The organism is Bradyrhizobium commune (assembly GCF_015624505.1).
Lineage (GTDB): Bacteria > Pseudomonadota > Alphaproteobacteria > Rhizobiales > Xanthobacteraceae > Bradyrhizobium > Bradyrhizobium commune.
The window spans coordinates 84,210-97,819 of the sequence record NZ_CP061379.1 but is presented as its reverse complement, the minus strand read 5'-3'; the positions used below and the strand labels follow the sequence as shown (position 1 = coordinate 97,819).

At 67.0% G+C, this 13,610-nt stretch carries 8 protein-coding genes; 1 reads left to right on the top strand and 7 read right to left on the bottom strand.

The window, feature by feature from the left end:
- Position 1: 1 nt before the first annotated feature.
- Entirely contained in the window at positions 2 to 742 is a 741-nt protein-coding gene (locus tag IC761_RS00410; protein WP_195801364.1) for a metallophosphoesterase family protein, read from the top strand.
- Positions 743 to 814: 72 nt separating this feature from the next.
- On the opposite strand, the gene trxA is transcribed toward IC761_RS00410, so the two are convergent.
- From trxA to IC761_RS00375, 7 genes are all read right to left on the bottom strand, one after another.
- A complete protein-coding gene (trxA, locus tag IC761_RS00405) occupies positions 815 to 1,135 on the bottom strand; it encodes a thioredoxin (protein WP_195801363.1) in 321 nt (106 codons plus the stop codon).
- Between the two features lie 67 nt (positions 1,136 to 1,202).
- Positions 1,203 to 4,712 carry a double-strand break repair helicase AddA gene (gene addA / locus IC761_RS00400; RefSeq protein ID WP_195801362.1) on the bottom strand — a complete coding sequence of 1,170 codons (3,510 nt, stop codon included), beginning with the start codon at positions 4,710 to 4,712 and terminating at the stop codon, positions 1,203 to 1,205.
- Positions 4,706 to 7,852 carry a double-strand break repair protein AddB gene (gene addB / locus IC761_RS00395; RefSeq protein ID WP_195801361.1) on the bottom strand — a complete coding sequence of 1,049 codons (3,147 nt, stop codon included), beginning with the start codon at positions 7,850 to 7,852 and terminating at the stop codon, positions 4,706 to 4,708. Before addB ends, addA begins: the two co-directional genes overlap by 7 nt.
- A 262-nt stretch (positions 7,853 to 8,114) precedes the next feature.
- A complete protein-coding gene (locus IC761_RS00390) occupies positions 8,115 to 8,837 on the bottom strand; it encodes a nucleotidyltransferase family protein (protein ID WP_195801360.1) in 723 nt (240 codons plus the stop codon).
- Between the two features lie 165 nt (positions 8,838 to 9,002).
- Positions 9,003 to 9,320, bottom strand: coding sequence for a PilZ domain-containing protein (locus IC761_RS00385; RefSeq protein WP_195801359.1), 318 nt, complete (start codon positions 9,318 to 9,320; stop codon positions 9,003 to 9,005).
- Between the two features lie 78 nt (positions 9,321 to 9,398).
- Positions 9,399 to 10,931 (bottom strand): tRNA (adenosine(37)-N6)-threonylcarbamoyltransferase complex ATPase subunit type 1 TsaE, encoded by a 1,533-nt coding sequence (gene tsaE, locus IC761_RS00380; protein WP_195801358.1) that lies wholly within the window; start codon positions 10,929 to 10,931, stop codon positions 9,399 to 9,401.
- The gene (locus IC761_RS00375) at positions 10,928 to 13,432 is read right to left on the bottom strand and encodes a PAS domain-containing sensor histidine kinase (RefSeq protein WP_195801357.1); all 2,505 of its coding nucleotides are present in this window, start codon (positions 13,430 to 13,432) and stop codon (positions 10,928 to 10,930) included. Before IC761_RS00375 ends, tsaE begins: the two co-directional genes overlap by 4 nt.
- Between the last annotated feature and the right edge of the window lie 178 nt (positions 13,433 to 13,610).

Here is a 13,610-nt window from a genome sequence, read left to right as displayed (position 1 = left end):
GATGCGTTTTGCCGCGATTGCCGACGTCCACGGAAACTATCTTGCGCTTGAAGCCGTGCTCGCCGACATCGGAGCGCAAGGCATCACCGACATCGTCAATCTCGGTGACATGCTGAGCGGCCCGCTCGATGCGCGCCGCACCATCGAGATCCTGATGCAGCTCGATGCCGTGAACGTGCTTGGCAATCACGATCGCTATCTGCTCGACCGCCCCCCGGAGAAAATGGGCTCGTGGGACCGTCCGGCGCATGCGCAGCTCAATGCTGCGCAGCTCGACTGGCTGCGCGCGCAGCCGATGACGCGTGTGTTCCGCGACGAGGTTTTTCTCTGTCATGCGACGCCTGACAACGACGAGGTCTACTGGCTCGACACCGTGCATCCCGACGGCACTGTCGCACTATCCCCGCTCGACCGCATCGAGCAATTCGCGCAAGGGATCACGCAGTCGCTGATCCTCTGCGCCCACACCCATCTCACCCGCGCCGTGCAATTGCGCGATGGCCGGCTGATCGTCAATCCCGGCAGCGTCGGCAGCCCCGGCTATCGCGACGTGCATCCGTTTCCGCATGTCGTCGAAGCCGGCACGCCGGATGCGCGCTATGCGATTCTCGAGCTCGTTGACGGTGCCTGGCAAGTCACGTTCCGCAATATCGCCTACGATCACGAGACGATGGCCGCGCTCGCGCGACGCAACGATCAACCGGAATTGGCTAATGCGCTGGCGACGGGCTGGATCAAGTAGGCGCCATCCGGGCTACGGCAAAACAAAACGGCCGGCTTTCGCCGGCCGCTGAAAATCCGATTGCGACGTGGATCAGACCGCGGAGGTGATCCACTGCTGGAGCTTCGCCTTCGGCGCCGCGCCGACCTGGCGGGAGGCCATTTCGCCGCCCTTGAAAATCATCAGGGTCGGAATCGACATCACGCCATACTTGGACGCGGTCTTCGGGCTCTCGTCGACGTTGAGCTTCACGATCTTGACCTTGTCGCCCATCGCGCCGGCGATCTCGTCGAGGGCGGGTGCGATCATGCGGCAGGGGCCGCACCATTCGGCCCAGAAATCGACGACCACGGGGCCGTCCGCCTTGAGCACCTCGGCTTCGAAATCGGTGTCGGAAACCTTGCTAACGGCCATTGGAGTACCTCACTCGGTTGAACGAATCGGCGCGACCTGGAATCGCGCCCGGGATCATGGCGTCAACCTATGAACGGCCCCTTGCCGGGTCAAGGACGCTCACGCCGACATGAGGGGATGCCAGCGCCGCGTCCAGCGCGGGGGCTGAAATCTCCATATATTCAAGGATCTCGGTCCAGAGCAGGACGGCCCTGACGGGCCTTTGGGGATAAAGCCGGGAGAGCACCGCCCGGTACAGCGCCAGCTGCCGGATATAGGCCGCCGGCGCCTCGGCGGCGCTTTTCGGCGCCGCCTGGTTGGTTTTGAAATCGACGATCAAAACCTCGTCCGGCGTCACCACCAGCCGGTCGATCTGCCCCGACACCAGCGCCGGGCTGCGGCCCGGCCGCTCCAGCCGCCCGACGATGGCGACCTCCGCCCGGCTGCCGGCGGCAAAGACCGGCGCAAAGCGCGGCTCGGCGATCAGCGCCAGCACCTTGTCGGCCAACACGGCGCGGTCGGCCTCGGTCCAGTCGGAGGCATTGCGCGCCATGAAGCCGAGCGCGGCGTCATGCCGGCGCTCCACGGCGATGTCCGGCAGGGATTGCAGCAGCCGGTGCACCAGGGTGCCGCGTTGCAGCGCCAGCGCGCGGGATTGCACCGATTCGCCACTTCGTACGGTGCGGCCTTCGTCGGCGGATTGGCCGGAAGGCCGCACCGGATCCTCGTTGACGGTCTCGCGCGGTACCGGCGTCCGCAGCCAGTCCGGGAGCGCGATCGTCTGATCGACCGAGGTTGCCGGCGTGCCCAGCGCCGCGACATCCTCCGGCCGGGCGAATCGCGTCACCTTGCCGAGCGGCGTCTCGGTTGTCTGCTTCTCCAGGCCCGAGCCGGAAAGCCCGGTGTCGATCAGATCGTACCAGCTCAGCTTCCGCACCGTCTTCATGTTGCCGGGCATGCAGCCGCCGACGATCAGCCGGTCGGCCGCGCGCGTCATCGCGACGTAGAGCAGGCGGCGGTATTCGTCCTCCGTCTCCTCCAGCATGGCCTTGCGCGCCTCGACCACCGGCTTCGGATCGTCCGCCTTGCGGCCGGCCCAGACCACGACCTCGCCGCCATTGCCGCGCGGCACGTGGATCAACCGCAGCCGCTGCGAATCGGCGGGCGACGACGTGGTGTCGACCATGAAAACGACGGAAGCCTCGAGGCCCTTGGCGCCGTGCACCGTCATCACCCGCACCTCGTCGCGCGAGATCTCCATGTCGCGCTTCACTTCTGTATCGGCCGAGCGCAGCCAGGCCATGAATCCTTGCAGAGAGGCCGGCGCCTTGCGCTCGCAATTCAGCGCCAACTCCAGGAACTCGTCGAGCGCGTCGTTGGCCTCGTGGCCGAGCCGGCGCAGGATGCGCGCGCGGCCGCCGTCGCCGCCGAGCAGCCAGGCATAGAAGGCGAACGGCGTTTCCTCGCGGGCGCGCGCCTCGCAGGCTTCCAGGCGTCGCAGTACCGCGGCGAATTTCTCGCTTGTGGCCGCATGCTCGCCGAGCGCGCGGCGTAGCGATCCCTTGCGGTCCCAGGCAAGCGCGAACAGATCGTCGTCGTCGAGCCCGAACAGCGGGCTCTTCAGCGCGACCGCGAGCGCAAGGTCGTCTTGCGGCAGCAGCAACGCATCCGCAAGGTTCATCAGATCGATGATTGCGATGTGCTCGGTGAGTTTCAGCCGGTCGGCGCCGGCGACCGGAATGCCCGCGTGCTTCAGTGCCTGGATCACCGCGTCGAACGCGTTGCCGCGCCGGCGCACCAGGATCAGCATGTCGCCATAGCGCAAGGGCCGCCGCTCGCCCTCGTGCCCCGTCAGGGTGCCGCTCTCGACCAGCCGCTTGATCTCGGCCTGGATGCGGCGCGAGAGTTTGACCTCGGGGCTGGTGACGGCGACGCCGTCGAACGGCGCGCGCCAGCCCTCGATGTCCTGCCGGTCATCGGCCTCGGCGAGATCCCACAGCTCGATCACGCTCGGGCCCGCGTCACTGAGCGCATTGTGCAGGGGATGGCCGGTCTCGACCGAATGGATGCTCTTGTAGATCGCGGGATCGCGGAAGACGTGGTCCACGGAATGCAGGATCGCGGCGCCGGAGCGGAATGAATAGGTGAAGGCGACGGGGTCGAATTTCAGTCCGGCGGCGGTGAACTTGCGATGCAGCTCGCGCCGGCGCGCATCGAATTCGTGGGGCGCTGCGCCCTGGAACGAGAAGATCGACTGCTTTTCGTCACCGACGGCGAAGACGGTGCGGTTCAGCCCCTCGCGCGCGCCTTCGCCGGCGGTGAACTCGGAGATGATATGGGCGACGATGTCCCATTGCCGCGGGCTGGTGTCCTGCGCTTCGTCGATCAGGACATGGTCGACGCCGCGGTCGAGCTTGTAATGCACCCAGCCCGAGGAGACGCGGTCGAGCATCGCCAGCGTCTTGTTGATCAGGTCGTCATAGTCGAGCAGTCCGCGCTCCTGCTTCTCGCGCCGGTAGTTTTGGGCGGCGGCGGTCGCGATATGCAGCAGCGCCGCGGTGCGGTCACGCACGGTCACGGCGCGGCGCGTCTCGATCAGCCCGCCGAGACGCTGCGCCTCGTTCTCGAACAGGCGCGCGACGGACGGATTGTGATCGCCAAACTTCCTGGTCAGCACGGCCTTGCGCGGCAGCTTTTCGTCGGTGAGGAAGACGCCGAGATAGGCATCGACCTGATCGCTGCCTGAAAACGCCTTGGCCGCGCGGAGCCGATCGGCCTGGGTGTTGTCGGAGGCCGTGCCGTCCGCCAGCGCAAGGGCGATGTCGTCCCAGCGCGATCGCGGCAGGAACGGGCCGTCGAGGATCTCGGTCTCGATGTCTTCGATACGGTCGCTCGCATCGACACCCAGCACCGCCGCCATCTGCGTGGCGGCTGCTTCCGCGCTGCCGGCTTCGTCGGTCCAGGCCATGAAATGGTCGCGGCTGAGACATGCCTCGCGCACGACCTCCTTGAAGGTGACGTCGGCGGCACTCGCCATTGCGGTCAGGAGCGCACGGCCGGTGACACTCTCCGGATCGCGCGCGGCCTCCAGCAGCACTTTTAAATTGGCGCGCTCCATCATGTCGGTCTGGTCGCGGTCGTCGATCACGGCGAAACGCGCCGGCACGTTGGCCTCGAACGGAAACTGCTGAAGCAGGCGCGTGCACAGCGCGTGGATAGTCTGCACCTTCAAGCCGCCCGGCGTCTCCAGCGCGCAGGCGAACAGCTTTCGTGCTTCGCGTCGCAGCTTGGCGCTGGGATGCGGGATGCCGACCGCGCGGATCGCGGCGTCGAGCGCGGCATCGTCCAACGTCACCCAGTGGCCGAGCGTGGTGAACACGCGCTCGGCCATGTTGGCGGCGGCCGCCTTGGTGAAGGTGATGCAGAGGATCTTTTCCGGCGGCACGCCCGCCAGCAGCAGGCGGATCACGCGCTGCACCAGCACATGCGTCTTGCCCGAGCCGGCATTGGCCGACACGAACGCCGACGCGGTCGGATCGGACGCGCGCGCCTGCCGCGCACGCACCTCGTCGGGGATGGGGCGCGGCAGCTTCACCATTCCTCGATCCCCAATCCGCCGGCCGCCGACCATTCCTTGATCCGGGCGAGATCGTCATAGGCGCCGTAGCGGTTGGTCCACATCGGCAGGTTCAGCGAGATGTAGGCTTGGTGCTCGTCGTCGAAGGCGCGGATCAGCGCCTCCAGCTTCGCCCTGGCTTCTGCGGCTGCGGTATCGGGCGGCTGCGGCTCGTCGCCCTGCTTGATCTTGAGCTCGAGGATGCGCTCCTCGCCGGGCGGATTGTTGCCGCTCAGGCGCACATAGACGAGCTGGCTCACCGATGAGCCCGCGTCGATGTCGGGAAAGCCGCCCTCGCGCAGGATCGCCGCTTCCAGCGTCAGCTGCGGCGACAGGCCCATGCGGACCTGCTTGCCGGTCGGCGGCTGTCCGGTCTTGTAGTCGAGGATGGCGTAGCCGCCGCCCTGGCGCCGCTCGATGCGGTCGGCGCGGGCGGAGAGGCGGAAGCTGCGTCCATGATCGAGCGGGATCGAGATCTCGCCGCGGGTCTCCGCAGTGATCGCCTCGATCGCGTCGCGCCGCGCGATCTCCCATGCACCGAACCAGCGCGCGATGCGCTGGAAGCGGGGCCACCACAGCGCCCGCGCCTCGGGCCGCTCCATCAGCGGCTCGAAATATTTCTCGCCGATCGTGCGCAGCACGCGGGCAGGATCGGCGGGCAGCCGCGTCGCGTAGCTCTCGGTGAACTCGCCGAGCGCATCATGGATCGCGGAGCCGCGATCGGCGGCCGAGAGCGGCATGTCGACAGGGTCGAGCGCGTCGAGCCGCAAAATGTGTTTTGCGTAGATCGTGTAGGGATCGCGCAGCCAGTCCTCGATCGCGGTCACCGACATCTTCAGCGGCCGCGTCGCGCGCGGTGGTCGCGGCTCGGGCTGCTTGACCGGCTTGACCTCGGCAGGCTGGTCGAGTGCGTCCGCGAACTGCACGTATTTCTCGCCGGCGCCTATGGCCGCCTTCCAGTGCGCGTCGCCTGCGACGGCCTCTAGCCGGTGCAGGAAGCGCGAGGCCACCGCCGGCGCGCCGCCGGCCTTGGCGGAATGGGTCAGGATCACCTCATCGGCGCCGAGCAGCTGCGCGAAGTCGTGGGCGGAGAGGCCGATGCGGCGCTCCGGCAGGTCGAGGCCGAGCTCGTGCCGCATCGGCCGGCTCAGCCAGGGGTCGATGCGCGGCGCTGGCGGCCAGACGCCCTCGATCAGCCCGCCGACGATGACGCGATCGGCCTGCATCAGGCGCGATTCCAGCGGACCGTAGATCTGGAGCCGCGCGCCGGGCCTGTCACGCCGCCGCACCGCGCGATCGCCGAACGCGGTCTGGAAGACATCTGCGTAATCAGGCAACGTCACCATCAATCCGCTGGTCGTGCCGCCGCGCAGGAGATCGTCGAAGGCGCTGGCGAGCGCGAGGCCTTCGCGGTCCTCGTAGGCCTGCGCAATGCCCTGCTCGTCGCGCGACAGCTCGATCAGGATCTCGCGATGCCGGTGCGCAAGCTCGGCGAAGTCATAGGGCCTCGATGACGCCAGGCTCTCGACCGGCGCCAGTGCTTTTTGCAAGGTATCGATCAGCGCCTGGATGCGATCGAGATCCTCGGCTTTGAGCCGCGCGCGCGGCTCGGCTTTGTGGAGTGCGGAGACTTCGCTGCGCCACAATTTTGCAAGCTCTTCGCGAAAGCGATTGAACTCGCGCAAGAGACCGGCGGTACCGGCCGGCGGCCGCGTCCCGCGCAACACAGCAAGCTCCAAGCCTTCGATCGCGGCCTTCCATGCAGCGGGCGCGCGGCCGAGCCGGCACAGCGGGTGTTTCAGCATTGCGAGCAGCGTCGGCGGCTCCAATCCCTTGGTCGCCGCTTCGGCTGCGAGACGCGCGAAAACGCCGGCGGAGGTTTCCATCAGCACGTCACCGCCGGAATCGTCGAAGGCGAGGTCCCACCGGGTCAGCGCCGCCATCACCCGTCGCGCCAGCGCGCGGTCCGGCGTCACCAGCGCCGCCGATTTGTCGAGATGCCGCGCCTCGCGCATCGCGATGGCGATCGCAAGCGCTTCCATCTCGGGATTGGGCGCTTCGACCACCGCGAGGTTTTTCATGCCGCCGGCGATCTTCGCAGCCACATCCGGCTGCTTTAGCCGGTCATGCCAGACTTCCGTCTTGGCGGAGGGCCGCATCGATTCGGAGGCGAGCAGATCTCGACCGCCTTCGGCCGGCAGCTGAATAATGTCGACATCGCTGCGCTTGATGCCGAAGCGATCCAGCAGCGCATGCATGGCATATTGCGGATGGTTCGAGGCCGGATGCTCCACGAATTTGCCGAGCGCATCGCGCACGCCGCCGATGCTTCGCCAGGCGTCATCGTCGAGATCGGTGTCGAGGCCCGGCAGCACCACGGCGCCATGCGGCAGCGAGGCGACCGCGTGCAGGAATTTTGCGGTGGCCGGCATCGATCCGGTCGAGCCGGCCGCGATCACGGGGCCATGAGGATGCGCGGTCAGGCGCCTGGCTTCCGCCGCGATCAGCAGATCGCGCCGCGCCGCGGGCTCGATGCGGTTGATCTCCGCGAGATGATTGGGCCAGGTCTCGCGCGCGATGTTCAGGAACTGGAGCGAATGCTGCCAGTACTGATCGAGCTGATCCGGCACCAGGCCCTGGAGTGCACTCCAGTCGACGCCGCGCGTCACCATGTCGTCGATCAGGCGCGCGAGATCGGACGCCAGCGCAAGCGTCGAGGCGGGGCCGCCGACCACCAGCGGCGATAGCACGGGACGCTTGGCCCAGGCCGCGACGAGTTGTGCGAGCGTCAGCCGCCGCTCGAGCTCGCCGAGCCGCGGCGGAATGTCGATCGGGGCCGCGCTCGAAAACTGCTCGCCCTCGTCAGCGAAGGCGAGCTCGTCCTCGTCGATGTCGCCGAGCGCGACGATGCGCGGCAGCACCACGGCGTCCGCCTTCATCTCGTCGAGGAAGATCTCGCGGACGACGCGCATGGCGCGCCGGGTCGGCAGATACAGCGTGGCGTCGGCAAGGCGCGCCGGCTCCCTGCGGGCCTCAAAACCGTCGACCAGCCGGCCGTCGAGCAGGGCTGAGACGACCGTGCGCAGGAACGGAACTGAGATGGGGACGCTGAAGACGCGCATGGGCCGCCTGATTCGGGGATCAGGCGCCAATATAGGGACGCGGATTCAAATGGATATGGGAGAGGTGCAGTCGTCCCCGCTGTTCGCGAGGCCAGGACAGGCCTTGTAGGGTGGGTTAGACAGCGGCTGCGCGAAGCGCAGTCCGATGACGTAACCCACCACTTTTGCTGCCGCGGAAACAAAAGAGGTGGGTTACGCCTAGCGGTTTGCGCTTCGCGCAATCCGCGGGGCTAACCCACCCTACGGCACCGTGTTCGCAGCCCTACGCCACGCTCTCCAGAAACGCCTCTTCCGCGGCATGCACCGCGTCGGGCGTGCCGACATGCATCCAGACGCCGTCGAGACGAAGGCCGAACAGGCGCTCCTGCTCATTGGCGCGGTCGAACATTTTCGTCAGCGAGAACTCGCCGTTCGGCGCATCGGCGAAGATCGACGGGGACAGGATCGCCGCGCCGGCATAGACGAACGGAACGATCTCTTTTTCCTTGCGCTTGCGCAAGGCGCCGTCGGGCGTCATGCCGTAATCGCCGCGGCCGCCATAGCCGATGCTGGTCGCGGTCGGCGCCATCAGCAGCAGGATGTCCATCCGCGCGGGATCGAAGTTTTCCGCCAGCCGCGCCAGGTTCGAGCGCACGCCGTCGATCCACAGCGTGTCGGAATTGACATGGAAGAACGGCGCGTTGCCGAGCAGCGGCAGCGCCTTGACCACGCCGCCGCCGGTGCCCAGCACCTGGTCGCGCTCGTCCGAGATGGTCACGTGCGGATGCTTTCGGCCTGCGACGTGCGCGATGATCTGGTCCGGCAGATAATGCACATTGACGACGGCGTCGGTCACGCCGGCCTTGCCAAGCTTGTCGAGCACGTGGTCGAGCAGCGGCTGGCCGGCGACCGGCACCAGCGGCTTCGGCATCTTATCCGTCAACGGACGCATGCGCAGGCCGAACCCTGCGGCGAGCACCATGGCTTTGGTCGGTTTGACGGACATCGTTCGCTTTCTCAGACTCTTCCCAGACCTTGTCTCAGACTCTTGAATTTCTCAGACTCTTGGATTTCGCGTTTGCAGCAACCCTAGCACGGGATTCGGTCGGTCACACCCGCATCTGATCCGCCTTAATCGCCCGCCGTGACGGCTGTACGACGGGTGTTGCCCTCACGCTCCGACAGATGTGGAACGCGCCTTTTTCTTCTTGTCGCCGGGCTTGAGGAAATTGACGCCGATCTGGTCGCCATTGACCCAAGCGAGCTCGCAACGGCGGTACGCCAACCCGGTGGACGACAGCACCAGAAAGAATTCCTTCAGGTGCAGGCCTTCCACCGAGCCGTCGATGGTCAGCTTGGCGCCGGATTCGGAGACGTCCTCCATGGTGCATTCGCGCCGCCAGGTGCCGTCGATCCCCATCATCTGGGCGGGAATCCCGCGTTCAAAAATCACCCGGCTATTGCCGCGCTGGTCCGTCTTCACCGCCATATGCCCTTGCTCCAGCCTTGCCTCGATCCTTGCCTCCAGCGGGCGATGATACCGGCGGCTTGGCTAACAGCCGGTAAATCAGGTTCCGGTTTGCGACCCCGGCGGCGGCACATTGGCGAGGTACCAGTCGCGCAGGGCGCCGAGTGCGGGATGCGCCAGCGAACGCTGGAGATAGGTCCAGATCCGCGGCTGGTGGCGCAAATAATGCGGCTTACCGTCGCGGCGGTTCAGCCGCGCAAAGGTGCCGAGCAGCCGCGTGTTGCGCTGCGCCGACATGATGGCGTAAAGCTCGGCGAATCCGGCCGCATCGAAGCTCGCATCACCTGCGCGGCGCGTCTTGATGTAGCGCGACAGCAGCGTCAGCTCGAGGGTCTCAGGGACGTCGATACGCGCGTCCTGGAGCAACGACACCACGTCATAAGCGTGCGGCCCGAGCACGGTGTCCTGGAAGTCGATCACGCCGACGCGCGCCATGCCGGTACGATCGGCGAGCCAGATCAGATTGGGCGAGTGGTAGTCGCGGATGATCCAGGTTTTTGGCGCGGCCAGCGGCTTCTTCAGCAGCTCGCGCCACATCGCGAAGAATTCCGCGCGCTTGTCGTCGCTCAGCGGCGCGTTGCGATCGGGCAGATACCATTCCGGCATCAACCCGATCTCGATCAGCAGCGCCTCGGTGTCGAAGGCAGGAATGGTGTAGGTCTGATCCGCCAGCCGCAGTGTCTCCGGCAATGTCCTGCGGTGCAGCACGGCCAGCACGTCGGTCGCAGCTTCGTAACGTTCGGTGATCGGGCGCGGCGGATCACCTTCGATCACGCCTTCACTGCCGAAATCCTCGGAGATCAGGAAGCCGTGGTCGAGATCGTAATGGTGGATCGCGGGCGCTGAGATTCCCGCCACGCGCAGGCCTTCGTCGACGGCAACGAACGGCTTGATGTTCTCGGCAAGATGCACTGCCGCGCTGTAGGACTTGCCGTTATAGAGCGCTGCGCCATCCGGGCGCTGCGGCGAGTTCATGAGAATGACGATTCCGTCGTCGCGGATCAGGCGTGCGTAGGAACGCGTCGAGGCGTCGCCGGGCATGCGCTTGCGCGTTGCATCCATATAGCCGGACGCGTCGAGGAATTCGCGCAGCGTCTTCAACCGCGCAACGATCGCCGCGCTCTTGCCGTAACCGGTGATGTCGGCCGCGCGCGCAGTCGAGCCGAGCGCCGGGCGATGCGTCAGCACGATGTCGATGCGATCCTCTGGCATCGCCGACGGCGCGCGCTCGGGCCATTCGATCAGCACGAGGGTGGCGTCCGGCAGCGGCGACAGCCCGATCTCCTCGAGCTCGCTCTCGTCCTCGACGCGGTAGAGATCGGCATGCATCACGGCAAATGCCGGCAGCTCGTAACCCTGCACCAGCGTGAAGGTTGGGCTCGGCACTTCCAGTGCCTCGTCACCGGCGAGATAGCGGATCAGGCTGCGGGCCGCTGCGGTCTTGCCGGCGCCGAGGTCGCCGGTGAGGGTGATGACGTCGCCCGGTCCGACCAGCAGCGCGAGATCGGCCATCAGCTGCGCGGTGGCCGTCTCGTTGACAAGCGCGACGGAGAATGTGGCCGGCTCGGTCATTCGGCGGCGTCGCGATGCGCCGCCTGGTCGGTCGGGAAATCGCAGATCACGACCGTGCCCTTGCCGGGGCTTGAATCCACCCGCACCTTGCCGCCATGAAGCTCGACGAAGGAGCGCACCAGCGACAGGCCGAGGCCTGCGCCGCGGTGGCGCGAGCCCTGCGAGCGGCTCTCGAACCAGTTGAACACCTTGTCCTTCATGTCGGCGGGTATTCCAGGTCCGGAATCTGTCACAATGAAGACGACGCTGCGCTCGGTCCGGCGTGCGCTGATGCCGACGGTGGAATCCGGCGGCGAGAAGCCGACGGCGTTGGCGAGCAGATTATAGAGCACCTGCACCACGCGCTTCTCGTCGCCGACGAAGCTGCCGACATCGGGCGCGATCTCGACCTTGAGGCGGATGCGGTCGGTGGCGAGCCGGTCCTGGATGCCTTCGGCGGCAAGCTCGATGGTCTTGCTGACGTCGACCGGGCCGAGCTCCAGCTTCATGGCGCCGGCGTCGATGGTGGCGAGATCGAGGATGTTGTTGGTGAGCGCCAGCAGCGCGTTGGTCGATTTGGTGACGTAGTCGAGATATTCCGCCTGCTTCGGCGTCAGCGGCCCGGTCGAGGGGTCGCTGAGGAAATGCGCGAAGCCGATGATGGTGGTGAGCGGCGAGCGCAGCTCGTAGGAGACGTGGTGGACGAAATCCACCTTCATCTGGTCGGCGGTCTCCAGCGCCTCGTTGCGCTCGCGCAGCGCGCGCTCGACATTCTCGGTGTCGGTGATGTCCTGGAAGGTCAGCATGGTGGCGCCGTCGGGCAGCGGCCGGATCATGCCGTCGAGCACGCTGCCGTCCTTGCGCTCCAGCTTGAGCGGCACGTCGGCGCGGTTCTCGATCGAGGTGATGGCTTCGCGGATCTGGCGCCAGACGACGCCGTCGTCGAACAGCTGCTGGCACCAGCCCTCGACGGTCTGGACATGCGGCTCCTCGCGCATCGCATCGTTTGACAGCTTCCACATCCGGACGAAGGCCGGGTTGAACAGCTGCGCCTTGCCGTTGCTGCCGAACACGGCGACGCCCTCGGCGAGGCTGTCCAGCGTCTCGCGCTGGACCCGGATCATGCCGTCGAAGCGGCGGGCGAGCTCGAGGCTCTCGGTGACGTCGTCGAACAGATAGGTGACGCCGCCCTCCGGATTCGGCGTGGTGACGACCGAGAGCGCGCGGCCGTCGGGCAGGTACCAGGTGTCCTTGGCGGCCTCGACGGCGCGATAGGCCTCGTGCAGCTTGGCCTTCCAGGCGCGGAAGTCCGGCTGCTCCTGCAATTTGCGCGCGGCCCGCAGCTGGTCGAGCACGCTGGAATCGTCGGGATTGGCGTCGAGGAAATTGCGGTCGAGGTCCCACAGCCGCCGGTAGGAATCGTTGTAGAAGGCGAGCCGGCGCTGGCCGTCGAACACGGCAACACCCGAAGAGAGCTGGTCGAGCGTGCGGCGATGCGCCTCCGCCATCCGCACCAGCGCCGCGCTCAGCGCATCGGCTTCGCTGGCGTCGATCGCGACGCCGACACTGCCGCTGCCGACATTGACGGCGCGCACGTCGTAGATGCGCCGCTCGCCGCCGGTCACGATCGGCAGGCGCGCGGTGAAGCTGGCGGCGTCCTTCAGGCTGCGCTCCATGGCGGTGCGGTCGGCGCTGTCGAGCAGCTCGAGCTTGCGCTCCTGGGCATCGGTGATGCTGGTGGCGTCGGTCGCGCGCACATAGGCCGGATTGGCGTAGGTCAGCGCGCCGTTCTCGCCCTTGGCCCAGATCGGCCATGGCGCTGCGGTCGCGAAGCCGCGCAGCATCTCGGTCTCGTCGGTGAGTGCCTTGTGGCGCAGATTGGTCTCGGCCAGCTCGCGGCGCAGGCCCGAGAGCTCGCGAATCCTGACAATGGCCTGGCCGCCGATGGCGCGGCCGAGCGCTTCCAGCGTGTGGCCGTTGGCGGTGATCAGCGTGAGCTGGAATCCGTCGCCGCGCTCGCGCAGCGCGTCGACGGCGTGGTCCATCTGGAGCGCCGGCTCCGGCGGCAGCCAGGTTCCGAACGCGAGCACGCGCTGCGGCGACGAATCCCGCGGCAGCACCATGGAGATGTCGCCGGAAATCTGCGCGCGATTGTCGCCGGCCGGCCAGGAGATCAGGACCTGCGGCTCGGCAAACAACAATGCGCCGAAGCGGTCGGCCTGGAGTTGCAGTTCCCGGATCCGCGCGCGCAGCCCGGCCTCGTTCTTGGCCGTGCGCACCCGCGTGCGCATCAGCAGGATCGCGGCCACGACCGTGAAGCCAAGCAGCGCGAGCGCGGTGGCGAGCACCGCGAGCTCCTGGCGGTTGAAGTCCAGCAGGATCGAGAGCGTGTCGGCGAGATCGGCGGCCTCGGCCGGCGCAGCAGGCCACAGCGCCGCGAGGGCGCTTCCCATCAGGCCGTTGCGCGCCAACGATGTGCACGACAACAGCGTCCGACGCATCGACTCGATCACGCCTGACATAGTTGCCCCAAGACCGCACAAATTTACGCGCGGCGACCCCCGCCGCGCGCGAATCAAAGGACAATACCCTCACCGTGACTCCAGCGGTAAGAGTCCAGATCGTGAACGCAAAGGCGGCCTCGAAAAAATGCGGGGCGCGTTGTTCCCGGTTCACGTAGTTCTTCGGGTCATTCGGCTG

What these genes read in the sequence shown, in the direction of transcription:
- IC761_RS00385 (WP_195801359.1), bottom strand. Translation starts at nt 9,320, where the DNA reads ATGGCGGTGAAGACGGACCAGCGCGGCAATAGCCGGGTGATTTTTGAA.
- addB (WP_195801361.1), bottom strand. Translation starts at nt 7,852, where the DNA reads ATGCGCGTCTTCAGCGTCCCCATCTCAGTTCCGTTCCTGCGCACGGTC.
- addA (WP_195801362.1), bottom strand. Translation starts at nt 4,712, where the DNA reads ATGGTGAAGCTGCCGCGCCCCATCCCCGACGAGGTGCGTGCGCGGCAG.
- IC761_RS00375 (WP_195801357.1), bottom strand. Translation starts at nt 13,432, where the DNA reads ATGTCAGGCGTGATCGAGTCGATGCGTCGGACGCTGTTGTCGTGCACA.
- IC761_RS00390 (WP_195801360.1), bottom strand. Translation starts at nt 8,837, where the DNA reads ATGTCCGTCAAACCGACCAAAGCCATGGTGCTCGCCGCAGGGTTCGGC.
- tsaE (WP_195801358.1), bottom strand. Translation starts at nt 10,931, where the DNA reads ATGACCGAGCCGGCCACATTCTCCGTCGCGCTTGTCAACGAGACGGCC.
- trxA (WP_195801363.1), bottom strand. Translation starts at nt 1,135, where the DNA reads ATGGCCGTTAGCAAGGTTTCCGACACCGATTTCGAAGCCGAGGTGCTC.
- IC761_RS00410 (WP_195801364.1), top strand. Translation starts at nt 2, where the DNA reads ATGCGTTTTGCCGCGATTGCCGACGTCCACGGAAACTATCTTGCGCTT.